This is a genomic window from Aeromonas sp. QDB30 (genome assembly GCF_027707645.1).
GTDB lineage: Bacteria > Pseudomonadota > Gammaproteobacteria > Enterobacterales > Aeromonadaceae > Aeromonas > Aeromonas caviae.
In genome coordinates this window covers 1-26,437 of sequence record NZ_JAPCIY010000040.1, presented here as the reverse complement: position 1 = coordinate 26,437, position 26,437 = coordinate 1, and the positions used below count along the sequence as shown (strand labels likewise).

Below are 26,437 nucleotides of genomic sequence, written 5' to 3'. Positions count from 1 at the left end.
GCGAAAAGGCTCATCAACCCGGGTCAATGAGCCTCAAGATGGCGTTAGAGGGTGGTGACCAGCAGATAGGCATTGAGGCCGATCACCAGGGCGACGATGAGGCGCCCCACGGCCTGGGTGACGGGGTGATTGCGATGTGCCCCCATCAGGGCGCGATCACCGGTCAGGATCAGCAGCGGAATAAGGGCGAGGGCGATGCCGAAGCTCAGCACTACCTGGCTCAGCACCAGAATTTCCGTGGTGTTGAGGCCCATGGCGATCACCACGAAGGCGGGAGCCATGGTGATGGCTCGGCGCAGCCAGAGCGGAATGGTGAAGCGCACGAAGCCCTGCATCACTACTTGCCCCGCCAGCGTCCCCACCACGGTGGAGGAGATACCGGAGGCGACCAGGGAGAGGCCGAACAGGGTGGCGGCTGCCGGTCCCAACAGGGGCGTGAGGGTCTGGTAGGCCGATTCCAGCTCGGCCACCTGCTGGTTGCCGGAGCTGTGGAAGGCGGCCGCCGCCATGGCCATCATGGCCAGGTTGACGAAGCCGGCGATGGTCATGGCGATGGCCACGTCGACCCGGGTGCTGTGCAGTCGCTGGGTCACCGTGCCCTGCTCCTGGGTGTGCTGGGTCAGGGCCGAGTGGAGATAGATGACATGGGGCATCACGGTGGCACCAAGCACGCCGGCGGCAAGATAGACAGCATCACCATTGGGGAGGCCGGGGAAGAGTGCCCCTTCCAGCAGACTCGGCAGGTGGGGGCGCGAGAAGATCAGCTCGACGATGTAGGCGGCGGCCACGAACAGCAGCAGGCCGCCCACCACGAACTCCAGCGGCTTCTGGCCGCGGGATTGAAGCATCAGGATCCCCCAGGTGACCACGGCGGTGATGCAGGCCCCTTCCAGCAGGGTGATGCCGAGCAGCAGTTTGAAGCCGACCGCAGCGCCGATGAACTCGGCGAGATCGGTGGCCATGGCGATGATCTCGGCCTGCACCCAATAGGCCCAGACTGCGGGCCTGGGCAGACGATCACGAATGTGTTCCGCCAGGTTCTTGCCAGTGACGATACCGAGCTTGGCCGAGAGGGTCTGCACCAGCATGGCCATCAGGTTGGCCCACACCACTACCCACAGCAGTTGATAGCCGAAGGTGGAGCCGGCCTGGATATTGGTCGCAAAATTGCCCGGGTCGATATAACCGATGGCGGCGATGAAGGCGGGGCCGAGCAGGGTCAGCTTGAATTTGCGGGCCGGGATGGCCGTGGTGAGCGCAGGTTGCATACTGTCATCCTCCGTGGGGATATGAGGAGAGTATGGATCTAAATGATAATTGTTATCAATTAAAGTTTTGTATCGGGCTCATCGAGAAAAACATCTCGCTTCGCCAGTTGCAGTGGGAGAGGTGATTTCGTACAATACGCCGCCCTAGAAAGCAGCGTCTAAACATCACTATGTTCCTTGCCTCCGAGGTCTGGCTGCACCTGGGCGGAGGCTGAATTAATCCGTAAGGAGCTAAAATGCGTCATTACGAAATCGTCTTCATGGTTCATCCGGACCAGAGCGAGCAAGTACCTGGCATGATCGAGCGTTACACCGGCGCTATCACCACCGCTGGTGGTACCATTCATCGCCTGGAAGATTGGGGCCGTCGTCAACTGGCTTACCCGATCGACAAGCTGCACAAGGCTCACTACGTTCTGATGAACGTAGAAGCTGAACAGGCCGTTATCGATGAGCTGGAAACCAACTTCCGCTTCAACGATGCCGTTATCCGCAACATGATCATGCGCACCAAGCACGCCGTGACTGAAGTTTCTCCGATGGCCAAGGCCAAGGAAGAGCGCTTCACCCGTCGTGACGACGAGCGTCGCGAAGATGCTGTTGAAGCGTCTTCCGAAGAGTAATTCTTAGATCACCGCATTAGAGGATAAAGGCCATGGCACGTTATTTCCGTCGTCGTAAGTTCTGCCGCTTCACCGCCGAGAACGTTACCGAGATCGACTACAAAGATATCGTTACTCTGAAAAACTACGTCACTGAATCTGGCAAGATCGTACCGAGCCGTATCACCGGTACCCGCGCCAAGTATCAGCGTCAGCTGGCACGCGCCATCAAGCGTGCTCGTTACCTGGCTCTGCTGCCGTACACCGATCTGCACAACAAGTAAGAATCGGCCCGGCGCTTACGCCTAACTCAACGAAATTTATAGAGGAAAGGTAATGCAAGTTATCCTGCTCGATAAGATCGCCAAACTGGGCGGTCTGGGTGACCAAGTTTCCGTAAAAGCTGGTTATGCCCGTAACTACCTGATCCCGCAAGGCAAAGCTGTTATGGCCACCAAGGCCAACATCGAAGCCTTCGGTGCTCGTCGCGCTGAGCTGGAAGCCAAACTGGCTGCCAACAAGGCTGCTGCCGAAGAGCGCGCTGCCAAGCTGGGTGAGCTGGCTGCCGTTGTCATCGCCTCCAAGTCTGGCGACGAAGGCAAGCTGTTCGGTTCCATCGGTACCCGTGACGTGGCTGAAGCCATCACTGCTGCCGGCGTAGCCGTTGCCAAGAGCGAAGTCCGCATGGGCAACGTTCTGCGTAACACCGGTGAGTACGAAGTTGTTGTTCAGCTGCACGCTGACGTCAAAGCAACCGTACAAATCCAGGTTGTTGCTCTGTAATAGCGTTCCGCTCTTGCAGAAAAACCCGCGCACATGCGCGGGTTTTTTATTTTCAGATCAAGGGGTAAAGTGAAGGTCTGTTCCTCTGGAGGAGAACCTTTATGGCTGCCTGGGTTGAAGGTCGGGTCATCGAGCGCATCGAGTGGACACCCACCCTGCTCTCCCTGCGTGTGGAGGCGGAACTTGCCCCCTACAAGGCGGGTCAATTCACCAAGCTGGCCCTGGAGCAGGGCGAGCGTCGAGTCCAGCGTGCCTACTCCTTCGTCAATCCTCCCGGCACGCCCTATCACGAATTCTATCTGGTGGAGATCCCCGGCGGTGAACTGAGCCCCTCTCTCGGTTCCCTGCAGGTGGGCGACGGCCTGCTGGTGCAGTCCCAGGCCACCGGTTTTCTGACCCTGGATGAGATTCCCCCGGGACGGGATCTCTGGCTGCTCTCAACCGGCACCGCCATCGGCCCCTTCCTCGCCATGCTGGCAGAAGGACAGGTCTTCGACCGCTTCGAGCATCTGGTGCTGGTACATGGGGTGAGAAAAGGGGAAGAGCTCAGCTATCAGCCGCTTATCGCCAGTTTTGCCGAGCAGCATGGCGAGCGTTTTCGCTATGTTCCCTTCGTCAGTCGTGAGACCTGGCCGGAGGCGATGGCAGGGCGCATCCCGGCAGCCATCGTCGATGGCAGCTTGCAGGCGAGGGTGGGGCTGAACTTCTCCCCCGAGTTGAGCCAAGTGATGATCTGCGGCAACCCCGCCATGGTGAAAGAGACTCAGCAGACCCTGCTCGGGCTGGGGCTTGCCAAGAACCTGCGTCGCGCCCCCGGCAATATCAGCATGGAAAACTACTGGTAGGGGAAAAGATTCCAGGGGCCACAGGCCCCTCAACCATGTCCATGGGCATGCTGGTCAGTGTTTCTGGTGGCCGTTGCCGCCGTGCTTGTTTCCGGGCTTGTCATGGCCCTGACCCGGGTTGTTGCCACTGTGAATGCTGCGGTTGTAATGGTCGCGGTATTTGCCATCCACGTTGTCGCAGTTGAGCTGGATACGGCTGGTCCGGGTGCTGACATCCAGGCAGTTGTGCTGCCACCACTCGTACTCCTTGTCGTCCCAATCCAGGCTTACCCGGCCCTGGTCGGTGGAGATCCGGATGTCGTCATCGTGTTTGGAAGGGGGGGCAGCAAAGGCCATTCCCTGAACCAGAAGCAGGGAGAGCAGCAGTGCGCCGCGGGAAGTCATGGTCATGTGGGTCATCGCATCAAGGCTCCTGTCAGGGGGATCATTGATCCGGTTGCGTGCTGATCTGGTTGGTGCTGGGGGGCTGGTTGCGCTGCGTCTCGTCCTCCAGATTGAGGTTGGTCCTCTTGCAGTCGGCGGCGGCCGCGTCACCGCTCCCGAGATCGAAGCAGTTGCTCTGGGACCAGTCAAACTGCGTGTCATTCCAGTCCAGATTGAAGGTCAGCGCATCCACGGAGAAGGTCTGGCTCCCATCGTCCTGTGCCAGGGCGCTACCGGTGATCAGAAAAAGAGAGAGCAACAAAGCCGTCGTTCTGTTCATGATGTCCTCGAGTCGTGTTCGGTGGAAATGAGTGTAATGCGGCGGGCTTAACCCGAGCATAACCGCAGATGTCCTTCAGGTACGGGGTCGATTGTAGTGTTTTTCTGCTGCCGATTTGCACGTTTTGGTCGCACTCTGGGCAGCTGATCGTCCATGGGCGGGAATTCGGGGATTTGCCCTTCTCTCCGGGGGAGTGGTGACTATAATCGGCAGCCAACTTTTCCTGCAGATGTTTCCCGTTTCATCATGACTACTCAGGCTTGCGCCGCATTGCGTTACCCCAAGGGATGGTTCGCCCTCACGACTGTCTACAGTTTTACCGGGCTGGCCATTCTGGCTTCCATCGTCTTCTCCCTGCTGCTGTTTCTCTCCATCGACGAAAACCCCCTGATGAAGTGGCTGTTCGGCGGGCTGGCCATCATCTTCGAGCTGGGCAAGTTCTACGTCTGGTACGAGTACGGCGAGTGCAAGGCGAGGCGGGATCTGGGCGGCGCCTTCTGGTCGCTGCTGTTCTACAGCGTGCTGGCCGCCATCTCCATCGGGGGCAGTATCGGCGGCATCAACAGCGCCACCAACACCATCCTGAGCCAGCAGGCGCGTCACGAGCGGGAGATAGCCCGTTTCGACGAGCAGATAGCCAGCATAGAGCGGCAGATCCAGCTCAACGAAGAGGCGGCCCGCAAATACATCGAGATGGCGCGTATCTCGAGCGGCGTCAGCGGTCTGCAGCAGGCCAACACCAAGCTCAGGCTGCGTCAGGACGAGCTGCGCCAGGAGCGGGACGCCAAGCCGCTGGGGGAGCAGTCCTCCATGCTGGGGCTGATGAGCAGTCTGGCGGACGGGGTGGGCATGAGCATCGGCCAGGTGCAGTTCCTGCTGGTCTGCTTCCTGTCTATCCTGCTCGATGCGTTTGGTGCCTTTTTCGTCAGCCTGATCGGTGAGGAGAACCGCTTCCGCCGTCAATGGATGTGGCAACGGGAGAAGGCGCAAGCCGAGGCCCGGGTCGCAGTGCCGACCCCGGAGCCGCCAGCCATCAGCAGACCCGTGCCCGAGCCAGCCGTGGTCGCCCAGGTGCGCGGTGCGCTGGAGAGCGGCGAGCTCAAATGCAGCAAACGCAAGGTGGCGGAGGCATTGTCACTGTCTCTGGAGGAGGTGGACCGGGTGTTCCAGCATCTGCTGGCGCAGGGCGTGCTGGGGCAGGGCAGCAATCGTCACTACCATCTTCGTGCCGAGCAGGGATGAATCCGGCTCAGTCGAACCAGATAAGACCCTCATAGGGTTGCTGTCTGAGGGAGGCGAGCCGGCTATCCAGGTTGCCTGCATGGATTTCCAGCCGGTGCCCGTCGGGATCCAGCAGATAGAGTGAATCCCCTTCGCTGCTGTTCTCCTTCCACTCCACGACGCCCGCCGCGCGCAGACGGGCGCAGAAGGCTGGAAACTGTTCAGGCGAGATGCCAAACGCGACATGGCTGTAATCTCTGGCCGGTTGGGGAGGATCGCAGGAGAGACAGAGCCAGAGATCGCCGAGGGTGAGATAGGCTCCCCGTGCCCATCTCACCCTGGGGCGACATCCCAGCAAGTCGACATAAAAGGCAACGCTGCTGTCGAGATCGCCGGTTGCCAGTGTGAGATGGTTCAGTCCATGCAGCATCTTCTCTTCTTCCCCCTTGTCCCCGAACCCTAGTGAGTGAGCACCATCATCAGGCTGAGGAAGGCGGCCAGCCCGCCGCCGATGCCGATGATCCAGTAAAAGCCCTTGGCCCCCTGTTTGAGCGGAATGCGGAAGTAGAGCAGAAACGCCCACCACCCCAGGGCCAGCAACAGAGGAATAAGAAACATTCGAGCCATGGTGTCCTCGCTGTTATTCTGTTGACCCTTGATCAATCAACAGGATGGATTGTGCAATGACGCAGCTACAGATTACCGCATTCGGCGACCCCTCGGTACTCAGGCTCAACCCTTCCCTGGACAAGGTGCCCGCGGAGGGAGAAGTCCGGGTGCGCATCTGCTTTGCGGGGGTCAACCCCATCGATGCCAAGACACGGGCCGGTCTCGGCTGGGCGGCCGCCCAGAACAAGGACAACCTGCCCTGGACGCCGGGCTATGACGTGGCCGGTGTGGTGGAAAAGGTGGGGCCCGGCGTGACCTCTCTGGCCGAGGGGGAACTGGTGTGCGGCATGGTGGGTTTCCCCCTCGCCGCCGGTGCATATGCCGAATCCGTGGTGGCCCGCGAGGAGGAGCTGGTCAAGCTCGATGGGGTGAGCCTCAGGCAGGGAGCGGCTCTGCCGCTGGCGGGTCTCACTGCCTGGCAGGGGCTGCTGGAGCACGGTGGCTTGCAGTCGGGGCAACGGGTACTGATCCTGGCCGGTGCCGGTGGCGTCGGCCATCTGGCGGTGCAGTTTGCCGCCGCCTATGGTGCCCACGTGGTTGCCACGGCAAGCGGCGACAATCACAGCTTCCTTCATAGTCTCGGGGCGAGCCGGATGGTGGATTACCACCAGGCCGGGTGGTGCACCGAAGCGATCACCGATGGTCCGTTCGATCTGGTGCTGGATCTGGTGGGGGGCGAGAGCGGCAAGGCGGCGCTCGCCTGCGTCAAGCCGGGCGGCCGTCTGGTGACGGTCCCCACCATCACGGCCCAGCAGATCAAGGACGCGGGGGCCGAGCTCGGTGTCGAGGTTGTCGGCATGCTGGTCCATCCCGATCGAACGCAGCTGACCCAGATGCTGACGCTGCTTCGCCAGGGGGAGGTGAAGATCACCGTCTCCGGTGAATACACGCTGGCAGAAGGGGCGCTGGCCCATCAGACCATCGAGCAGGGCCATGTGCGCGGCAAGCTGTTGCTGCGCATGTCCGCCGCAGACGGCCAGCCCGGATGATAGACTTCACCGGGATGGGGCTGGGAGGGCTGTTTCTGAGCGCCTTCACCTCCGCCACCCTGTTGCCCGGCAGCTCGGAAGTGCTGCTGGGCGCCATGGCGGTCAAGGGGGAGTGGAGCATGACCAGCCTGCTTTTCTGGGCGACGCTGGGCAATACCCTGGGTTCCATGACCACCTGGTGGCTCGGCTGGCTCGCCACCCACAAGAAAAAACCGGAAGATTTTCAAGGCCGTGGGGAACAAAAAGCCCTTGGTTGGCTCAAACGTCATGGCCACTGGTGTCTGCTGCTTGCCTGGACGCCTGTGGTCGGCGATGGTCTCTGTCTGTTGGCTGGTTGGCTGCGCCTCTCCTTCTGGCGCTCCCTCATCTTGATCGGGCTCGGCAAATTGCTTCGTTATGCCCTGGTGTTTCTGCTGGCCAGTCAGATCTTCTAGCCCTTTTGTCACTCACGAGGTACCCGTGAACAAACTCATTCCATTAAGCATGCTGCTGGGCTTCTCCCTTCCCGTGCTGGCGGCCCCGACCCTGGTGTCCGAGCAGGTCAAACAAGAGGGCAAGCTCGGCATTCCCTATCAGATGTACAAGCTGGACAACGGTTTGACCGTGATCCTGGCCCCCGACCACTCCGATCCCCTGGTGCATCTGGACGTCACCTATCACGTCGGCTCCTCCCGGGAAACCGTGGGCAAGTCGGGCTTTGCCCACTTCTTCGAGCACATGATGTTCCAGGGCTCCAAGCACGTTGGTGATCAGGAACACATGCGGATCATCAACGAGGCGGGCGGTGACATGAACGGCACCACCAACAAGGACCGCACCAACTACTACGAAACCGTGCCTGCCAACCAGCTGGAGAAGGTGCTCTGGCTGGAGGCGGACCGCATGGGCTTCCTGCTCGATGCGGTGAGCCAGAAGAAGTTCGAGATCCAGCGCGCCACCGTCAAGAACGAACGGGCCCAGCGCATCGACAACCAGCCTTATGGCCTGGTGGGCGAGCGGGTGGGGGAGGCACTCTATCCGCGTACCCACCCCTACTCCTGGCAACCCATCGGTTATGTGGAGGATCTCGACCGGGTCGACGTCAACGACCTCAAGCAGTTCTTCCTGCGCTGGTATGGTCCCAACAACGCGACCCTGACCCTGGGCGGCGATTTTGATACCAAGCAGGCGCTGGCCTGGATTGAGCAGTACTTCGGTTCCATCCCGCGCGGTCCGGACGTGGCCGAACCGACGCCTCAGCCTGCCACCCTGCCGGCAACCCGCTACGTGACGCTGGAAGACAAGGTGCATCTGCCGCTCCTGTATATCAGCTACCCGACCGTCTCCCTGGGTGACCCGCAGGAGCCGGCGCTGGACATCTTTGCCGATGTGCTGGGGGGCTCTGCCAGCTCCATGCTCTACCAGTCCCTGGTGAAAACCGGCAAGGCCATCGAGGTGGGTGCCTCCCACTCCTGCGAAGAGCTGGCCTGTACCCTGACGGTCTATGCCTACCCCAATCCGGCGGCGGATGGCAGCCTCAAGACCCTCAAGGGCGAGGTGGACAAGGTGATCGGCGAGTTCGCCCAGCGCGGCATCAAGCCCGCGGATCTGGAGAAGGCCATCAGCAGCTATCGCGCGTCCGCCATCTGGGGACTCGACAGCATCGAGGGCAAGGTCAGCCAGCTTGCCATGGGGCAGGTGCTGGCCCGGGATCCCGACTATGTGTTCAAGAATCTGGATGCCATCGCCCGGGTCAAGGGGTCTGACGTCAAGGCTGCCTACGACAAGTTCATCCAGAACAAGCCTGCCGTGGTGCTGAGCGTGGTGCCCAAGGGCAAGAGCGACTGGCAGGCCGCCAAGCCCAATTTCACTCCCGCCAAGCGGGAGCTGCCGGATTACAGCAAGCATGACAAGGTGCTGGCCGAGCGGCCGGTGAAAGATGACTTCGATCGCAGCGTGCAGCCCAAGGCGGCCGATGCGGTGAGCGTCAAGGTGCCCGCCATCTGGCGTGGCAAGCTCGACAAGGGGATCGAGATCATCGGCACCCACAGCGACGAGATCCCGGCCGTCTCCATCATGATCGCCCTGCCGGGTGGCATCCGGGCCGAAGGCAAGGGAGAGCTGGGGCTGGCCAGCCTCACCGCCGCCATGCTGGAGCAGGGGACGACGCGCCTCTCCGAGGCCGAGCTGAGCGACGAGCTGCAAAAACTCGGCGCCAGCATCAGCGTCTCCAGCGCCCAGTACAACAACCTCATCACCATCAGCAGTCTGGCGGACAAGCTGCCCGAAACCCTGGCGCTGGTACGGGAAGTGCTGCTGCAACCCGGCCTGCGGGAAGCGGACTTCGAGCGGCTCAAGACCCAGATGCTGCAAGGCATGAAACAGAGCGAGCAGCAACCCGAGTGGCTGGCGGGTCAGGCGTTCCGCGAACTGGTCTATGGCAAGCAGAACCGCCTCGGCCAACCCTCTGACGGGGTGCTGGCGGACGTGGAGAAGCTGACCCTGGCGGATGTGAAGCGCTTCTATGAGGCCTATTACAATCCGACCAATGCCAAGGTGGTGGTGACAGGTGATGTGACTGCCCAGCAGGTGGAATCCGGTCTCGCCTTCCTGACCCAGTGGCAGGGGGCCGCCCCGACCCTGGGGGATCTCAAGCCCGGGGGAGAGCAGGCCAAGCCAGGCATCTATCTGGTGGACAAGCCGGGAGCCCCCCAGTCGGTGATCCGCATCGGCCGCCGCGCCATGCCGTTTGACACCACGGGAGACTATTTCATCGCCAACCTGATGAACTTCAACCTGGGTGGCAACTTCAACAGCCGCATCAACCTCAACCTGCGGGAAGACAAGGGCTACACCTATGGTGCCAGCTCGGGCTTCCAGGCCAACCGCGAGGCGGGTATCTTCGCGACCGGCGCCAATGTGCGCACCGATGCGACCGTGGATGCCATCCGCCAGTTCCTCAAGGAGATGGACGGCTACCGCAAGAGCGGGCCGACCCCGGTGGAGCTGGCCTACATGCGCAGCGCCGTCTCCCAGCAGGATGCGCTCTCCTACGAGACCCTGGGGCAGAAGGCTGGCTTCCTGCTGCAGATGATCATGTACGACCTGAAGCCGGACTATGTGCAGGCCCAGAACAACCTGATCAAAACGGTGTCACCCGAGACGCTGAAGGCCAGTGCAGCCCGCTGGCTGGATCCGGCCGAGATGGTGATTGTGGTGGTGGGAGACAAGCAAAAGCTTGAAAAACCCCTGAGCGAGCTTCATCTTCCCATCTATCCACTGCAACTGCCCTGAGGGGCGTCGCAACAATAAGTGCCGCCCCGGGTGGGGCGGCCACACATGAGCCGTGAATATGACTACTACTAGCTTGTCGCTCACCGAGTTGCTGGCTGCGCTGGGCACCCCGGAACGGGTGACCGCCCTCAAGGGGATCCGGCGCGGGATCGAGCGCGAATGTCTGCGCATCACCCCCGAAGGGACCCTGGCCCAGACCGATCACCCCAGAAGCCTGGGGTCGGCCCTGACCCATGCCAACATCACCACCGATTACTCCGAGAGCCTGCTGGAGTTCATCACGCCGGCCACCGACTCCATCGAGAGCCTGATCGAGCAGCTCGGCGACATTCACCGCCACACCATTCATCATCTGGGAGAGGAGCGGATCTGGCCCCTCTCCATGCCCTGCTTCGTCGGTGACGAGGAGAGCATCCGCCTGGCCCAGTACGGCAGTTCCAACATCGGACGGATGAAGACCCTCTATCGCCAGGGGCTGAAGAACCGCTACGGCAGCCTGATGCAGGTGATCGCCGGGGTGCACTTCAACTTCTCCATGCCGGACAGCTTCTGGTGCGAGTGGCAGGATCTGGTGGGAGAGGGCTGCTGCAGCCAGCGCTTCATCTCCGACAAGTACATGGGGCTTATTCGCAACGTCTACCGCTTCGGCTGGCTGGTGCCCTATCTGTTCGGCGCGTCTCCTGCCATCTGCGACTCCTTCCTCAAGGGGCGCAAGAGCAGCCTGCCGTTCCAGAAAACCGGCAAGGGCACCCTTTACCTGCCCTATGCCACGGCTCTGCGCCTGTCCGATCTCGGTTACACCAACAGCGCCCAGGCGGGGCTCAAGATCAGTCATGACAGCCTGCCGGCCTATGTGAGCAGTCTGCGCCGGGCCATCAATACCCATGACCCCGACTTCGCCAGGATAGGGGTCAAGGTGAACGGCGAGTACCGCCAGCTCAACGACAACGTGCTGCAGCTGGAGAACGAGCTCTACGCGCCGATCCGCCCCAAGCGCACCCCCCGCAGCGGCGAGAAGCCCTCGGATGCGCTGGAGCAGCGCGGCATCGAATACATCGAGCTGCGCACGGTGGACGTCAATCCCTTTACCCCGTTCGGTATCGAGGTGGATCAGATCCGCTTCTTCGATCTCTTCCTGGTCTGGTGCCTGTTGCGCCCGTCCCCCGTGCTCTCGGATGACGAGGTTGCCCGCAACCGCCGTAACCAGAACAAGGTGGTGCTGGAGGGGCGTCGCCCCGGCCTGACGCTTGAAGATGAGCAGGGCAATGCCATCGGCCTCAAGGAGTACGGCCTCAAGCTGTTCGACGAGTTGGCCGAGGTCGCTGCGCTGCTGGACCGCTGCTGTGGTCGCAACCGCTATCGCGAGACGCTGGCGATGCACCGTGAGAAGCTGCTCGACCCCGAGCAGACCTACTCCGCCCGCCTGCTCAAGCAGTTGCTTTCAAGCGGCCAGGACAACGGCTGCTTCGGCGATGCGCTGGCGAGCCGCTACCGGGAAGAGATGCTGGCCGGTGAGCTGCAGTACTGGGACGAGGCCTATTTTGCCGGCGAGGCACGGGACTCCCTGGCCAAGCAGCGGGAGCGGGAACGCAGTGACAGCCTGTCGTTCGACGACTTCCTGGCTGACTATTTCGGTACCCGCCAGACCACGGCCTGAGGATGCCGCCAGGATGACGAAAGCCGCTCCCAGGAGCGGCTTTTTCATGGGAGCCCGGCGGTGGCCTGGCATAAAAAAACGGCCCGTTCGGGCCGTTTTACATGGGGTGGTTCACCGGTCAGAGGATGAGACCACCGAAGAAGAAGCCGAGCGCCACTGCCATGGCGATGGTGGCCACACCCGGGATGAAGAAGGGGTGGTTGAACACGGCCTTGCCGATGCGGGTGGAGCCGGTGTCGTCCATCTCGACCGCGGCCAGCAGGGTCGGGTAGGTCGGCAGTACGAACAGGGCGCTCACGGCGGCGAAGGAGGCGATGGCCGCCAGCGGGCTGACACCCAGTGCCAGGGCGGCAGGCATCAGGGCCTTGGTGGTGGCACCTTGCGAGTAGAGCAGCATGGAGGAGAAGAACAGCACCACGGCCAGCAGCCAGCTGTATTGGCTCAGCAGATCGCCGGCGAACGCCTGGATCTCGACCATGTTGCCCTTCACGAAGACGTTGCCCAGCCAGGCCACGCCCAGCACGCAGATACAGGCGGACATACCGGACTTGAAGGTCGGCATGTTGGTGATCTGGGCCGCGTCCAGTTTGCAGAACAGGACCATCAGGGTAGCGGCGGAGAGCATGATGCCCATGATGGCGCCATCGCGGGGGATCGGCGGATTGCTGATGAGGCCGACGTTGCCGGAGATGGCGGTGGCATAGGCCATCACGGCCACGATGGAGGCGACGAAGATGCCGACGGAGAGCTTGGCATAAGGCTTGATCTCAACCTGGCTGGTACCGCGCAGCTTGATGAGTCCCTTGGCTTTGCGCTCCAGATAGACTTCGTCCTGATCCAGCGGCTTGCCCAGCAGGTTGGCGATGAAGGCCCCCAGCAGACAGGCGATGAAGCTGGACGGGATGCAGATGGCCAGCAGGGTCAGGTAGTCGACGCCAAGCGGCTCCAGCATGCCGGAGAAGGCGACCACGGCCGCCGAGATGGGGGAGGCGGTGATGGCAATCTGGGAGGCAACGACCGCGATGGAGAGCGGACGGGAGGGGCGAATGCCCTGCTCCTTGGCCACTTCGGCGATCACCGGCAGGGTGGAGAAGGCGGTGTGACCGGTACCGGCCAGCATGGTCATCAGGTAGGTGACGACCGGCGCGGCGAAGGTGATGTGCTTGGGATTCTTGCGCAGGGCTTTTTCGGCCAGGTGCACCAGATAATCCATCCCGCCAGCCAGCTGCATACAGGCAATGGCGCAGATGACGGACGCGATGATCATGATCACGTCCCACGGGAGATAGGTCACCAGCTGATCGCTCGGGATGGGCATGCCCAGCCCCCAGGTCAGTACCAGTACCCCAAGACCACCGGCAAAGCCGATACCGATACTGCCTATCCGGGCCCCCAGATAGATAGCGGCGAGCACGACAAGTAACTCGATTCCAATCATAGCGAACACTCCATTTTCCAGTTTTTTTAGGTTTTATTAGGCTGAAAAGCCAATTCCCGATGGGGCTGTGGAGAGACCGCTCGGGAATTGACTTTAAATGGGCCGGGATAACCCCGGCCCATCTGCTCGCTTATACGGTGGCTTCGCGGGTGTAACGCTTGGCTTTGTATTGCGGGTTCATCAGGTTCTCGATGGAGAGGATCTCGTCCAGCTGTTCGGCGGTCAGCAGGCCGCGTTCCAGCACGACTTCGCGGACGTTCTTGCCGGTCTGGGCACAGATCTTGCCGACGATATCGCCTTCATGGTGACCGATGAAGGGGTTCAGGTAGGTCACGATGCCGATGGAGTTCAGCACGTGGTTCATGCAGATGTCCGGGTTGGCGGTGATGCCTTCCACGCACTTCTCGCGCAGGGAGATGCAGGCTTTTTCCATCAGGCTCAGGGATTCGAACATGGCCTGACCAATCACCGGCTCCATGACGTTCAGCTGCAGCTGACCGGCCTCGGCGGCGAAGGTGATGGTGACGTCGTTGCCGAATACCTTGAAGCAGGACTGGTTGACCACTTCCGGAATGACCGGGTTGACCTTGGCCGGCATGATGGAGGAGCCAGCCTGCATTTCCGGCAGGTTGATCTCTTTGAGCGCGGTGCGCGGGCCGGAGGAGAGCAGACGCAGGTCATTACAGATCTTGGAGAGCTTCATGGCCAGGCGCTTGACCGCACCGTGCAGCATCACATAGGCGCCGCAGTCGGAGGTCGCTTCGATGAGGTCCTCTGCCGGCACGTAGGCACGACCGGTGATCTCGGCCAGACGCTTGATGGCAAGACCGGAGTACTCGGGCGGAGTGTTCAGACCGGTACCGATGGCGGTGGCGCCCAGGTTCACTTCCAGCAGCAGCTCCTGGCAACGCTTGATGGATTTGATCTCTTCACGCAGGGTGACGGCGAAGGCGTGGAACTCCTGACCCAGGGTCATGGGCACGGCGTCCTGCAACTGGGTACGGCCCATTTTCAGGATATGTTTGAATTCCTTGGCTTTGACATCGAAGGCGGCGATGAGGGCTTCCAGAGCGTGCAGGGTGGTGTCGGTGCTGTTGACCACGGCCACGCGGAAACCGGTGGGGTAGGCATCGTTGGTGGACTGGCACTTGTTGACGTGATCGTTGGGGTTGATGACGTCGTAGCGACCCTTTTCAAGTCCCATCAGCTCGAGGGCGATATTGGCCAGCACTTCGTTGGTGTTCATGTTGACGGAGGTACCGGCGCCGCCCTGATAGACATCGACCGGGAACTGATCGAAGCACTTGCCGGTGTTCAGCATCAGGTCGCAGGCTTCGACAATCTTGTCTGCGATCTCGGGACGGATGGTGCCCAGCTCACCGTTGGCCAGTGCAGCCGCCTTCTTGGTCAGGACCATGCCACGAACAAACTCGGGAACGTCAGAAATCTTCTGAGTGCTGATCTTGAAGTTCTCAACAGCGCGCAGGGTGTGCACGCCGTAGTAGAGGTCGTTGGAAACTTCTTTGGTGCCCAGCAGGTCTTCTTCAATGCGGACGTTCTTGATGTCGCTCATTGTTATGCCTCAGAAATCAAATAAATGGAAACGATCCTCACCGAGTGGTCGCGATTTCCCTACGCACATTTCATCCTGAAGCACCACACATCGGGTGGGGCAGTTGGGAGCCAGTTGCTCCCTGTGCAATGACTGGTGTTGATGTTACCCCAATTGAGGTATCCGGTATTAGACCTGGATCACTAAATTTGAGGCAACCTCAAATTTCTTGTGGTCATTAAACAGATATTGCAATCGGGCGATTAACTTTGACAGAACAACCACCTCAATCCCAGTTGGGCGGACAAATATTTATCCGTATTCCGGGGCCTGCGGCAGGAGAGGCTTGAAAAATGATCAACCAGCCCCATTTTAATGTCAGAAGACCTGAACCCGGCGCGTCAGCATCAGCGATGTGCGGCTGCCGACCGGACACCCCGGGTCCATTCATTCATCGCTCCGAGGTTGCTATGGGCAAGTTGTTACTGTTGTTGGTCGGGCTGGTATTGCTGGAGCTCACCGTCATGATCAAGGTGGGCTCCGTGATCGGGGCCTTGCCAACCGTTGGCTTGCTGGTACTGACCGCCGTGCTGGGATCGTCGCTGGTGCGCAGCGAGGGGATCAAGACCCTGCTCACTGCCCAGCAGAAGATGCAGTTGGGGGAGATGCCTGGCCGCGAGGTGATGGGTGGCATGATGCTGGCGCTGGCGGGCTTGCTGCTGATTATCCCGGGATTTGTGAGCGATATTGTCGGCATCCTGCTGCTGCAGCCCTGGCTGCGCAACATGCTGGCCGACAAGCTGATTGGCAGCAATCAGTTCAGGATGCAGATGGGGGGCTTCCAGGCTCGCCAGCAGCCGTTCGAGCCGGGTCCCGGCGATGACAGGCCCGGACAATCCCCGCGAGCGGGTGGCAACACCATCGAAGGGGAGTTCGAACGCAAAGAGTAATCGCGAGCCTCGGGCTGTGCCGTCAGGATCTCCCCTCATGGCACAGCCGCTCGAATCTGTGGCGGGCATACCCCCATGCCAGCAATCCGGCGGCCAGGTTCGCCAGCAGCATCCCCAGATAGATCCCCTGTTCTCCCCCCAGTTTTGCCCCCAGCCAGGCCCCTGGCAGCAAGAAGACAAACAGTCTGATACCGTTTATCAGCAGTGACACCGCCGATGCCCTGACGCCGTTGAGCGCCGATGCCAACAGCATCACCATGCCCTGAAAGCCGTAGCCAATGGGGACCAGATGCAGATAGAGCACGATGAGTATCACCACTTGCGGATGATCGCTGAACAGCTCGGCGATGAAGGGGGCGAGAAGCCAGGTCAGCGCGTAGACCCCAAGCTGGAATATCAGGGCGAAGCGCATGCAGAGCAGCAGGGCGGCCTTGGCTCGGGCCGGATTCCCGGCGCCGCAGTTCTGCGAGATGAAGGGGGCCAGCACGGAGGAGAGCGCCATCATCACGATGAGCAGCAAGGCCTCGACCCGGGATGCCGCGCCGTAGGCGGCGACCACCTCGGTTCCCAGCCCGGCGAAAATGATCATCAACACGGCGTTGGCCAGTGGGTTGAGCATGTTGGTAAACGATGCGGGCACCGCCACATGGAGCAGGGCGCGCCAGTGGGCCAGCAACTGCGGGCGCGGGGAGAGGCGCCAGCGCAGCAGGCCCTCGCGGTGGCGCAATATATAGAGGCTGACCAGCATGGCCATCAGCCAGGAGAGGGAAGTGGCGATGGCGGCTCCCCGAATGCCCCACTCGGGGAAGGGGCCCGGCCCGAAGATGAGCAGAGGATCCAGCACGCCGTTGACCAGACCGGCGACCCCCATCACCAGACTGGGGGTCTTGGTATCCCCCGTCGTCCGGATAGCCGCATTGCCGACCATGGGCACGACCAGCATGGGGACGGTCAGATACCAGATGAGCATGTAATCGTGGATGAGGGAGATGAGCTCGGGGCTGGCCCCCAGCAGGGTGAACAGAGGAGTAATGGTCATTGCCCCCAGCCCGGCGAGCAGACTCACCAGGATGACGGCGAGGAACAGGCAGTCTGTGGTGATGCGGGCTGCCTCGTCGTGGCGACCCTGCCCCAGGGCATGACCGAGCAGGGCGCACAGGCCCGCGCCCAGCCCCATGGTCAGGGAGGTGACCACGAAGGTGACCGGGAAGGTGAAGCTGATGGCGGCCAGCGCCTGGGTACCCAGCATGCCGATGAAGAAGGTATCGACCAGGTTGAAGGCCAGGATGGCGATGATGCCCAGGATCATGGGGCCCGTCATGCGCAGCAGCATGGGCGTCATGGGGGCGGTCAGCATGGGGTTGGGTCGGCTCAAGGCAGAGTCTCTAGGTGCTTTGGGCCTGAATGCTGGCCGTCTCCATCCGCCTTCCTGATTGGGGATGGGTGATCCATCGAAGGTGTTCATAGTACGTGAAAATATTTTTTTTGTATTTGCCCTTGAAGGGCTAGCCCTGTTGCCCCAGATCAGGGGCATGACAAATTTGGCCGATTGCGGCCATTCCTCAAGCAACACAGAGACTCATTTTGGGAGAGTTATCGATGAAAATTCGTCCACTGCACGACCGCGTCATCATCAAGCGCATCGAAGCTGAAGCCAAATCCGCTGGCGGCATCGTCTTGACTGGCACTGCGGCCCAGAAGTCCACCCGTGGTGAAGTTCTTGCCGTGGGGACTGGTCGAATTCTGGACAATGGGGATGTCAAAGCACTGGCCGTCAAGGTGGGTGACAAGGTGATCTTCAACGAAGGCTACGGCGTGAAGACCGAAAAGCTGGATGGCCAGGACGTACTGATCCTGTCCGAGACCGACATCCTGGCGATTGTCGAAGAGTAATCACCCTCCCTCTTTTCCCGAATTGATTTAAGGATTGAAGAACATGGCAGCTAAAGAAGTTAAGTTTGGCAACGAAGCTCGCATCAAAATGCTGGAAGGCGTCAACATCCTGGCCGATGCCGTCAAGGTGACCCTGGGCCCGAAAGGCCGCAACGTGGTGCTGGACAAGTCCTTCGGCGCCCCGACCATCACCAAGGATGGCGTCTCCGTTGCTCGTGAAATCGAACTGGAAGACAAGTTCCAGAACATGGGTGCCCAGATGGTCAAGGAAGTCGCTTCCAAGGCCAATGACGCCGCCGGTGACGGTACCACCACTGCCACCGTACTGGCTCAAGCCATCGTCAACGAAGGCCTGAAGGCCGTTGCCGCCGGCATGAATCCCATGGATCTGAAGCGTGGTATCGACAAGGCCGTTGTGGCTGCCGTTGCCGAGCTGCAAGCTCTGTCCACCCCTTGTGCCGACAACAATGCCATCGCCCAGGTAGGCACCATCTCCGCCAACTCCGACGAGAAGGTCGGCAAGCTGATTGCCGAAGCCATGGACAAGGTCGGTCGTGACGGCGTCATCACCGTGGAAGATGGTCAGGGCTTGGAAGACGAGCTGGCGGTGGTAGAAGGCATGCAGTTCGACCGCGGCTACCTCTCCCCTTACTTCGTGAACAAGCCGGAAACCGGCTCCGTCGAACTGGATGACCCCTTCATCCTGCTGGTGGACAAGAAAGTCTCCAACATCCGCGAAATGCTGCCGGTGCTGGAAGGTGTGGCCAAGGCGGGCAAACCGCTGATCATCGTGGCCGAAGACGTGGAAGGCGAAGCACTGGCGACCCTGGTGGTCAACACCATGCGTGGCATCGTGAAAGTGGCCGCCGTCAAGGCGCCGGGCTTCGGTGATCGCCGCAAGGCCATGCTGCAGGATATCGCCATCCTGACCGGTGGTACCGTGATCTCCGAAGAAGTGGGCATGGAGCTGGAAAAAGCGACCCTGGAAGATCTGGGCCGTGCCAAGCGCATCGTCATCACCAAAGAGAACACCACCATCATCGATGGCGTGGGTGATGCTGCCCTGATCGAAAGCCGCGTGGCCCAGATCCGTCAGCAGATCGAAGAGACCTCTTCCGATTACGACCGTGAGAAGCTGCAAGAGCGCGTGGCCAAGCTGGCCGGCGGTGTTGCCGTGATCAAGGTGGGTGCTGCCACTGAAGTTGAAATGAAAGAGAAGAAAGCCCGTGTTGACGATGCCCTGCACGCCACTCGCGCAGCCGTGGAAGAAGGCGTGGTTGCCGGTGGTGGTGTAGCGCTGGTGCGCGTTGCTGCCAAGCTGGCCTCGCTGCGTGGTGACAACGAAGACCAGAACGTCGGCATCAAGGTTGCCCTGCGCGCCATGGAAGCCCCGCTGCGTCAAATCGTCATCAACGCCGGCGAAGAAGCCTCCGTCATCGCCAATGCCGTGAAGAACGGTGAAGGCAACTACGGTTACAACGCCTACACCGAACAGTACGGCGACATGCTGGCCATGGGTATCCTGGATCCGACCAAGGTAACCCGTTCTGCCCTGCAGTTCGCCTCGTCCGTCGCCGGCCTGATGATCACCACAGAGTGCATGATCTCCGAGCTGCCGAAGAAAGATGCACCTGCCATGCCTGATATGGGTGGCATGGGCGGTATGGGTATGATGTAATCCCGTCAAGTCATCAAACGGCTCGCTTTTGCGGGCCGTTTTTTTTAGTGCTACTAAGCTGAAGTTGTTGATAGTGAAATGATCTGAGGTGAACATGCGATACTTAGGGCTTCTCCCGTTACTCCTTTTCCTGGCCTTGCCGGGCATGGCGCTGGCGACACCGCAGGGGCCGGTCATTCTCAGGGTGACGGGGAATCTGGACCCTGCCGATCCGGCAGATGGAGAGGTGCTGTTCGATATGGCCATGATCCAGGCGCTGCCGCAGCATGAGGTGGTGACGAGCAATCCCTGGGTGGACAAACCGCACAAATACGTGGGGCCGAAACTGGCGGACGTGCTGACTGAGGTAAAGGCCAACGGCAAGAGCATCACGCTCACCGCCCTGAACAGTTTCCAGATCCGGATCAACTGGGATAAGGTCAAGCAATACGATCCTATCCTGGCCTGGCAGGATGACGGGATGACCATGCGGGTACGTGACAAGGGGCCGCTCTGGTTTATCCTGCCACTGGATCAGCATCCCGAACTCAGGCGTTCCGAGTTCACCGACATGATGATCTGGCAACTGAGTGCGATCGACATTCAGCAGTAAAAACGGTGGTTTACGGGAGTACTGGGTGAAAGCGAAGACCAGGGCCTGGCCCTTACTCGGCGTTCTTTATCTATCCATTCTGTTGTTCACGGGTAGCACCCTCTATTGCCTGGTGCAGATACAAAATGCGACCCGGGTGATGGAGAAGTACACCTATGACGTCTCCTGGGCATTGATGCAGTTGCAGCTCGAGCTGGGCCGCTTTCTCAATGCCGTCGAGATTTACCACTATGGCGGCATAGACCAGGAAGCCCTGCTGCTCCGCTATGACATTCTCTGGAGTCGTACCCCCATCCTCCTGAGCGGCCAATTGAGAAAAAGCCTCGCGGACAATCCGAAGACGCTGCGGCTGGTGAAACTGACCGAAAGCAGTATCCGCAAGCTGGAGCCTGATTTGGTCAGGCTCAAACCGGGGACGCCGGATTACCAGCAAGTCATGATGACACTGGCGCCCTTGCAGGAACCCCTCTCTTACTCTCTTGCTTCCGTCATGCAGAACAATATCAACGTCTATACGGGCAACGACGCGCGTTTTGGCCAGTTGCGCAATGCCCTGCTGTTCATGGTGTCGGGGCTGGTGGTGTCCGTCATTCTGCTCAGCGGCCTGCTGGTGCGAGAAGCCAGGCGCCATTTCAGGACCGCTAGGATCGATCCCCTCACCGGGCTCGCCAACCGGCTGGCGCTGCTGGAAAAGATGGATGCCTATGTCACCCGTGACACCTCCTTCGGACTGGTGCTGGTCGACATCAACGACTTTCGTGATATCAACAGCAAGTTTGGCTACAACACAGGGGACCTCCTGTTGCAAGAGGTGGCAAAGCGGTTGCGCGCCCTGTGCGAAAACGGGGAGTGGGTGGCGCGTTTGGGGGGAGATCAGCTTGCCATGCTGCAACGGGAGGGGAGCGATCTTCGCCAGGTCAGGGAGCTCGTGGCCAGAGTACTCCACTCCATCAAGCAAGACATCATCATCGACAACTACCCTTTTCGGCTTGAGGTTGGTATCGGTATCGCCTTCTTCCCGACCGACAGCAACCAGACCCAGGAGTTGCTCAGCCGGGCGGAGCAGGCCCTCTCTCACAGCCGCAAGACCCATGTTCCCTATGTCATCTATGACAGTTCCCTGCTCAACGAGACGGCCAGGCGCAAGCATCTTGCGTCCGACATGGTGATGGCGCTGGAGCACAATGCGCTCGAGCTCTATTACCAGCCCATCGTCAATCTGGAAAGTGGCCGCTGTGAAGCCGTGGAGGCGCTGCTGCGCTGGCGCCATCCCGAGCTTGGCTTTATTCCCCCCAACGAGGTGATCCAGGTGGCGGAAGAGTTCCAGCTGGCCGAGAAACTGGGTGGCTGGGTATTGAATACCGCATGTGAGCAACTTCATCAGTGGCAGCACCTGGGTTTGGTGGACTTGCAGATGTGCGTGAACATCTCCCCGGGCATGTACCAGCGCAACCTCTTGAAGCTGGTGGCCAGAGCGCTGATGGAGCACCATATTCCCGCATCCAGCCTGGTGCTGGAGGTGACGGAAGACACCACCATGCGCGAGGTCAAGAACTCGCTGCAGTTGATGCAGGATCTCAGCCAGCAAGGGGTACATCTGGCCCTTGACGACTTCGGCACCGGCTACTCCTCCCTCAGCTATCTGCAGAAGCTGCCGGTGAGCAAGGTGAAGATAGACAGGTCCTTCATCCAGGGTATCGACACCTCGATCGAGGCGGCCGAACTGGTCGCCAACATCTGCCGTATGGGCTCCATGCTTGGCAAGAAACTGGTATGTGAAGGGATCGAGACTCAGGGGCAGCTCGATGTGCTGCGTTCATTGACCGACATACATCTGTATGGGCAGGGATATCTGTTCAGTCGCCCGGAGCATGCTGAAAAGGCCTATCAGACATTGCTGGAGATGGAAGAGCGCTGGTTGGCCCGGCGCTCGCCGGACAAGGCATATCTGCGTTGAACGATATGGCTCATGTCTCACCGGGCCCGGCCGATAGTCTCTTGGCAGGAGGTACACAATGGATATTTCTAGTTCTGCAAATGCGTCGTTCGGTTCTGCACTGATGGTGGCCAGCCTGGCCAAAAAGCAGCAGACCCAGGAAGGCGAATCCGCACTGAAATTGCTGCAAACCGCAGCGCAATCCGCTCCGGCTGCGCCGACATCGGCCAGTGCTTCCCTCGGAAGCAAGATCGATATCCGCGTCTGAGCGATAAAAAAGCCCCCATCTCTCGATGGGGGCTTTCTTTTTATTGGGCTGTTATCTGCCAGGCTCAGACCGGGAAAGGGGCCGGTGCCTCGAAGGTCATCCGCTCGCCGCTTCTGGGGTGGCTGATGGTCAGGCTGGCCGCATGAAGATAAAGGTGCGGTGCAGCCGCCAGCGCATCCGGGTTGGCGTAGAGGTTGTCGCCGAGGATGGGGTGACCCAGCTCCAGCATGTGTACCCGCAGTTGATGGGAGCGACCGGTAATCGGGGTCAGCTTGATCAGGCTGTTGCCGTTCTCCACCTTCAGCTTTTGCCACAGGGTGAGGGCATGACGCCCCTCCTCAAAATCCACCTTCTGCTTCGGCCGGTTGGGCCAGTCGACGCAGAGCGGCAGATCCACTTCACCTGCATCCAGCGCCGGTTCACCCCACACCCAGGCGAGGTAGTGCTTCTCGGTCTCCCGCTCGCGGAATTGCCGGCTCAGCTCCCGGTGGGAGTTGGGGTTGAGCGGGATCACCAGCACGCCGGTGGTCGCCATGTCGAGGCGATGGGCAGCCGCCGCCTTTGGGTGCTGCTGCTTGACCCGATGGAGCACGCTGTCTTCATTCTCGGGGCCGCGCCCGGGGACGCTCAGCAGGCCAGTGGGCTTGTTGACCACCATGATGTCCTTGTCCTTGAACAGGATATCGAGCCAGGGTTCCAGGGGCGGGGAGTATACAAACATAGCGTCTCGCATCTTGGGTCAAAGCGGGGGCAAGCCCCCATCAGTTATGGGTAACCACGATAAAAAGTGCATGGCAGCCAACTCGCGTTGGGTTTGGCCATTTCACCGTTTTATCAGTTATGGGTCACCACAATAAAGCGGATGGCATCCAGCTTGAGTTGGGTCTGGTCGATCAGGTGGTGCAATTCTGCCTGCAAATTGCGCAGATAATCCAGTTCGCTGTCGCGCACATTCGGGTTGACCGCCTTGAGTGCCTCCAGCCTGTCCAGATCCTGCTGCAGGGTCTGCGCCATCTGGGCACGGGCCTTGTCTACAATCCCGGCTTTCAGTTCGTTGGCAATGACCTCGCCCTTGCCAATCAGGCCGTGGATCACCGGCTGGGATGCGGTAACCAGCTTGCTGCCAAGGTGGCGGTTGACCGGTGTCAGCTGGCGGTTGAAGGCATCAAACGCCACCTTCTCTCCCAGATTCTGGCCGTTCTTGTCCATCAGCAGACGGATCGGCGTCGGCGGCATGAAACGGTAGAGCTGGGGATGGGCCGCAGACTCGGCAACGAAGATCAGCTCAAGCAGGATGGAGCCGACCGGCAGAGCCTTGTTCTTGAGCAGTGCCACCGAGGTGGCACCGATCTCGGAACCCAGGATCAGGTCGATACCGCCGCGCATCATGGGGTGATCCCAGGAGAGCAGCGCCATGTCATCCCGCGACAGGGCGGTGTTGCGATCGAAGGTGATGGTCATGCCGTCTTGCGGCAGGCCCGGGAAGCTCGGCACCAGCATGTGATCCCCGGGAGTCAGCACCAGCGCATTTTCACCACGATCATCCTGGTTGACGCCGATCTCGTCGAACATCTTGAGGGCGAAGGAGATCATGCCGGTGTCGTCATCTTCGGCGGCGAGCTTCTCGACCAGCTGCTGGGCGGCCTCGCCACCGCTGGAGTGGATTTCCAGCAGGCGATCGCGACCCTGTTCCAGCCGGGCCTTGAGCGGCTCGTGCAGTTCGCGGGTCTTGACCAGCAGGGCGTCGAGGGGGCCCTGCTCGCCGGTGTTGGCGGCCAGCAGCTCGAACAGCTCCTCACGTACCGCTTCGAACACCGGGCGGGCCGTCGGGCAGGTCTGCTCGAATGCATCCAGACCATCGTGATACCAGAGCAGCAGGGCGCACTGGGCAGTCCCTTCCAGATAGGGAACGTGGATCTCGACGGTATTCTGCTGACCGATACGATCCAGTCGGCCGATACGCTGTTCCAGCAGATCCGGGTTGAGTGGCAGATCGAACAGCACGAGATGGCTGGCAAACTGGAAGTTGCGACCTTCTGAGCCGATCTCGGAGCAGAGCAGCACCTGAGCGCCCCCCTCAGCTTGAGCGAAATAGGCGGAGGCCTTGTCCCGCTCGAGGATCGACATCCCTTCGTGGAACACGGCGCCACGGATCCCTTCACGTGTGCGCAGCGCCTCTTCCAGGGCGATGGCGGTGGCTGCTTCGGAGCAGATCACCAGCACCTTCTGCTGACGGGCGGAGAGCAGCAGTTCCAGCAACCATTCGACGCGCGGGTCGAACTGGGTCCAGGTAGCGTTGTCGCCTTCGAACTGCTGGAAGATCTTCTCGGGATAGAGGTAGCGCAGGGCACGGGTCTGCAGATCGCCGCCATTGCCACCCATCATGCCCATCACCTTGATGGCGGTCTTGTACTGCTCCGGCAGCGGCATGGGGTAGACGTTGAGGTGGCGCTCCGGGAAGCCCTGAATATTGGCGCGGCTGTTACGGAACAGCACCCGGCCGGTGCCATGCTGATCCAGCAGCTTGGCAACTGCCTGCTGACGGGCGGCCGCATCAGTGAGATCCAGCCCATCCAGCTGGCTGGCGAGGATCTGCCTGGCTTCATCGCTCAGGGTCTCGCCATCCAGCAGCTCTTGCGCGGCGCTGGCAACCTGACCATAGGCCTGCTCCTCGGCGAGGAAGGCGTCGTAGTCGTAGAAACGCTCGGGGTCGAGCAGGCGCAGACGGGCAAAGTGGCTCTGGTGGCCCAGCTGATCCGGGGTTGCGGTCAGCAGCAGCACGCCCGGCACCTGTTCGGCCAGCGCTTCCACCATTTCATAGGCACGGCTCGGCGCCTCTTCGCTCCACTCCAGATGGTGCGCTTCATCGACAACCAGCAGATCCCACTCGGCTTCCAGTACCTGTTCGAAGCGACGACGCTTCTTGCGCAGGAAGTCGAGGCTACAGATCACCAGCTGTTCGGTCTCGAAGGGGTTCTCCGCATCGGCGAACGCCTCGATGCAGCGCTCCTCGTCAAACAGGGAGAAGTGCAGGTTGAAACGGCGCAGCATCTCGACCAGCCACTGGTGCTGCAGGGTTTCGGGCAGCAGGATCAGCACCCGATGGGCGCGGCCGGAGAGCAACTGCTGGTGAATGATCATGCCTGCTTCGATGGTCTTGCCCAGACCCACCTCGTCTGCCAGCAATACGCGCGGGGCGTAGCGGTGACCCACTTCATGGGCGATGTAGAGCTGGTGCGGGATCAGACTGACTTTCCCGCCAGCCAGGCCGCGAGTCGGGTTGCGGCGACGCTGGTGCTGGTTGACCAGCGCTTCGTAGCGCAGGGTAAAGCGGGACATCCGGTCAATCTGGCCGGCGAACAGGCGATCCTGCGGCTTGTTGAACTTGATGAAGTTGTTGAGAAACACTTCCTTGAGGGCAATCGGCTCACCATTGTCGGTGCGAACACCTACATATATAAGCAGGCCATCTTTCTCCTGCACTTCATCGACCGTCATGGTCCAGTCTTCGTGGCTGGCTATCTGATCGCCCACATTGAAGCTGACCCGGGTGACCGGTGCCTCTTCTTTGGCATACATACGGTTTTCACCGGTAGCCGGAAACAACAGGGTAACCATGCGTCCTTCAACAGCAACGACAGTCCCCAAACCCAGATCCGTCTCTGTATCACTAATCCAACGCTGGCCAAGTGCAAAAGGCATTAAACTCTCCAAAGCCCAAGAGTGTGAGAATCGCAAAGGGGCGCTATGTTACCCGAAGGCGGAAAGCCGATCATCATGGTTGTGCTGCAAGGGAAAGCCAAACTGATACAAGCTTGATCTGTCAACCTGCCGGCCTCAATACAGCATCCGGAATACCAATCTGCAGACCCTTTTCGTGCATTAATTCATCGTCGTGGTCGCTTTGTAAGCGGTTGAACGATGAAAGCCATCTTTTTGCAATTATCTCCTTGCCAGAACGAATTCGCTCCCTATAATGCGCCTCCATCGACACGGCAAGCGGCAACGCAAACAAGCCGGTCGGTAGCCTCGAAAAGCCTTTGAAAATAAGGCTTGACTCGAGAAGGCGGTTGAGTAGAATGCCACTCCCGCAGCAGCCAAAAGCTGCGTCGCTCTTTAA

26 protein-coding genes are annotated in these 26,437 nt (G+C 60.4%); 15 read left to right on the top strand and 11 right to left on the bottom strand.

Annotation, left to right across the window (positions count from 1 at the left end):
• Positions 1–44: 44 nt before the first annotated feature.
• Positions 45–1,268: an Nramp family divalent metal transporter gene (locus tag PG896_RS12955; RefSeq protein WP_042014875.1), complete on the bottom strand. Its 1,224-nt coding sequence runs from the start codon at positions 1,266–1,268 to the stop codon at positions 45–47.
• Between the two features lie 236 nt (positions 1,269–1,504).
• On the opposite strand from PG896_RS12955, the gene rpsF reads away from it, so the two are divergent.
• The 4 genes from rpsF (at position 1,505) to PG896_RS12935 (ending at position 3,498) form a co-directional block, all read left to right on the top strand.
• Positions 1,505–1,891 carry a 30S ribosomal protein S6 gene (rpsF, locus tag PG896_RS12950; protein WP_005331771.1) on the top strand — a complete coding sequence of 129 codons (387 nt, stop codon included), beginning with the start codon at positions 1,505–1,507 and terminating at the stop codon, positions 1,889–1,891.
• A 32-nt stretch (positions 1,892–1,923) separates the two neighbouring features.
• Positions 1,924–2,154, top strand: a complete 231-nt coding sequence (gene rpsR / locus PG896_RS12945; RefSeq protein ID WP_005313392.1) for a 30S ribosomal protein S18 — start codon at positions 1,924–1,926, stop codon at positions 2,152–2,154.
• Positions 2,155–2,206: 52 nt separating this feature from the next.
• Positions 2,207–2,653: a 50S ribosomal protein L9 gene (gene rplI / locus PG896_RS12940; RefSeq protein ID WP_010673120.1), complete on the top strand. Its 447-nt coding sequence runs from the start codon at positions 2,207–2,209 to the stop codon at positions 2,651–2,653.
• 101 nt (positions 2,654–2,754) lie between these two features.
• Positions 2,755–3,498 (top strand): ferredoxin--NADP reductase, encoded by a 744-nt coding sequence (locus PG896_RS12935; RefSeq protein WP_052814586.1) that lies wholly within the window; start codon positions 2,755–2,757, stop codon positions 3,496–3,498.
• A gap of 54 nt (positions 3,499–3,552) precedes the next feature.
• Here PG896_RS12935 and PG896_RS12930 read toward each other — a convergent pair whose 3' ends face one another.
• Both PG896_RS12930 and PG896_RS12925 read right to left on the bottom strand, forming a co-directional pair.
• Positions 3,553–3,897: a hypothetical protein gene (locus tag PG896_RS12930; protein WP_270835785.1), complete on the bottom strand. Its 345-nt coding sequence runs from the start codon at positions 3,895–3,897 to the stop codon at positions 3,553–3,555.
• 25 nt (positions 3,898–3,922) lie between these two features.
• Positions 3,923–4,201 carry a hypothetical protein gene (locus PG896_RS12925; RefSeq protein WP_052814585.1) on the bottom strand — a complete coding sequence of 93 codons (279 nt, stop codon included), beginning with the start codon at positions 4,199–4,201 and terminating at the stop codon, positions 3,923–3,925.
• Positions 4,202–4,447: 246 nt separating this feature from the next.
• Between PG896_RS12925 and PG896_RS12920 the strand changes: the two genes are divergently transcribed.
• Complete coding sequence (locus tag PG896_RS12920; protein ID WP_041214492.1) at positions 4,448–5,443, top strand: hypothetical protein; 996 nt, start codon at positions 4,448–4,450, stop codon at positions 5,441–5,443.
• A 7-nt stretch (positions 5,444–5,450) separates the two neighbouring features.
• On the opposite strand, the gene fos is transcribed toward PG896_RS12920, so the two are convergent.
• Both fos and PG896_RS12910 read right to left on the bottom strand, forming a co-directional pair.
• A complete protein-coding gene (gene fos / locus PG896_RS12915; RefSeq protein WP_042864439.1) occupies positions 5,451–5,852 on the bottom strand; it encodes a fosfomycin resistance glutathione transferase in 402 nt (133 codons plus the stop codon).
• 29 nt (positions 5,853–5,881) lie between these two features.
• Entirely contained in the window at positions 5,882–6,049 is a 168-nt protein-coding gene (locus tag PG896_RS12910) for a hypothetical protein (RefSeq protein WP_005308905.1), read from the bottom strand.
• A gap of 56 nt (positions 6,050–6,105) precedes the next feature.
• On the opposite strand from PG896_RS12910, the gene PG896_RS12905 reads away from it, so the two are divergent.
• From PG896_RS12905 to gshA, 4 genes are read left to right on the top strand one after another with little or no spacing between them, the layout of a single operon-like run.
• Positions 6,106–7,080 (top strand): NADP-dependent oxidoreductase, encoded by a 975-nt coding sequence (locus PG896_RS12905; protein ID WP_223930504.1) that lies wholly within the window; start codon positions 6,106–6,108, stop codon positions 7,078–7,080.
• A complete protein-coding gene (locus PG896_RS12900; protein ID WP_029313803.1) occupies positions 7,077–7,514 on the top strand; it encodes a YqaA family protein in 438 nt (145 codons plus the stop codon). Before PG896_RS12905 ends, PG896_RS12900 begins: the two co-directional genes overlap by 4 nt.
• A gap of 25 nt (positions 7,515–7,539) precedes the next feature.
• Positions 7,540–10,353 (top strand): M16 family metallopeptidase, encoded by a 2,814-nt coding sequence (locus tag PG896_RS12895; RefSeq protein WP_270835784.1) that lies wholly within the window; start codon positions 7,540–7,542, stop codon positions 10,351–10,353.
• 58 nt (positions 10,354–10,411) lie between these two features.
• Entirely contained in the window at positions 10,412–12,010 is a 1,599-nt protein-coding gene (gene gshA / locus PG896_RS12890; protein ID WP_113978522.1) for a glutamate--cysteine ligase, read from the top strand.
• 118 nt (positions 12,011–12,128) lie between these two features.
• Here gshA and PG896_RS12885 read toward each other — a convergent pair whose 3' ends face one another.
• Positions 12,129–13,448, bottom strand: a complete 1,320-nt coding sequence (locus PG896_RS12885; RefSeq protein WP_010673132.1) for an anaerobic C4-dicarboxylate transporter — start codon at positions 13,446–13,448, stop codon at positions 12,129–12,131.
• Between the two features lie 130 nt (positions 13,449–13,578).
• Positions 13,579–15,021, bottom strand: coding sequence for an aspartate ammonia-lyase (aspA, locus tag PG896_RS12880; RefSeq protein WP_010673133.1), 1,443 nt, complete (start codon positions 15,019–15,021; stop codon positions 13,579–13,581).
• 449 nt (positions 15,022–15,470) lie between these two features.
• Here aspA and PG896_RS12875 point away from each other — a divergent pair, with 449 nt between their 5' ends.
• Complete coding sequence (locus PG896_RS12875) at positions 15,471–15,950, top strand: FxsA family protein (protein WP_045523285.1); 480 nt, start codon at positions 15,471–15,473, stop codon at positions 15,948–15,950.
• Positions 15,951–15,972: 22 nt separating this feature from the next.
• Here the strand turns inward: PG896_RS12875 and PG896_RS12870 are convergent, their stop codons facing one another.
• Entirely contained in the window at positions 15,973–17,307 is a 1,335-nt protein-coding gene (locus PG896_RS12870) for an MATE family efflux transporter (RefSeq protein WP_234823631.1), read from the bottom strand.
• Positions 17,308–17,549: 242 nt separating this feature from the next.
• Between PG896_RS12870 and PG896_RS12865 the strand changes: the two genes are divergently transcribed.
• The 5 genes from PG896_RS12865 to PG896_RS12845 all read left to right on the top strand — a co-directional run bounded on the left by PG896_RS12865 (position 17,550) and on the right by PG896_RS12845 (position 22,317).
• A complete protein-coding gene (locus tag PG896_RS12865; RefSeq protein ID WP_005309514.1) occupies positions 17,550–17,843 on the top strand; it encodes a co-chaperone GroES in 294 nt (97 codons plus the stop codon).
• A gap of 43 nt (positions 17,844–17,886) precedes the next feature.
• Positions 17,887–19,521, top strand: coding sequence for a chaperonin GroEL (gene groL / locus PG896_RS12860; protein WP_042864436.1), 1,635 nt, complete (start codon positions 17,887–17,889; stop codon positions 19,519–19,521).
• Positions 19,522–19,615: 94 nt separating this feature from the next.
• Positions 19,616–20,113 (top strand): molybdopterin-binding oxidoreductase, encoded by a 498-nt coding sequence (locus PG896_RS12855; protein ID WP_162726575.1) that lies wholly within the window; start codon positions 19,616–19,618, stop codon positions 20,111–20,113.
• Positions 20,114–20,138: 25 nt separating this feature from the next.
• Entirely contained in the window at positions 20,139–22,070 is a 1,932-nt protein-coding gene (locus PG896_RS12850) for a putative bifunctional diguanylate cyclase/phosphodiesterase (RefSeq protein ID WP_029313817.1), read from the top strand.
• 58 nt (positions 22,071–22,128) lie between these two features.
• A complete protein-coding gene (locus PG896_RS12845) occupies positions 22,129–22,317 on the top strand; it encodes a hypothetical protein (RefSeq protein ID WP_270835783.1) in 189 nt (62 codons plus the stop codon).
• 64 nt (positions 22,318–22,381) lie between these two features.
• Here the strand turns inward: PG896_RS12845 and rluA are convergent, their stop codons facing one another.
• From rluA to PG896_RS12830, 3 genes are all read right to left on the bottom strand, one after another.
• Positions 22,382–23,038: a bifunctional tRNA pseudouridine(32) synthase/23S rRNA pseudouridine(746) synthase RluA gene (gene rluA, locus PG896_RS12840; RefSeq protein ID WP_069784683.1), complete on the bottom strand. Its 657-nt coding sequence runs from the start codon at positions 23,036–23,038 to the stop codon at positions 22,382–22,384.
• A gap of 113 nt (positions 23,039–23,151) precedes the next feature.
• Positions 23,152–26,019, bottom strand: a complete 2,868-nt coding sequence (rapA, locus tag PG896_RS12835) for an RNA polymerase-associated protein RapA (protein WP_161470501.1) — start codon at positions 26,017–26,019, stop codon at positions 23,152–23,154.
• 121 nt (positions 26,020–26,140) lie between these two features.
• Positions 26,141–26,437 (bottom strand): hypothetical protein (locus PG896_RS12830; protein ID WP_270835782.1); only part of this gene is annotated, 297 nt, incomplete at its 5' end.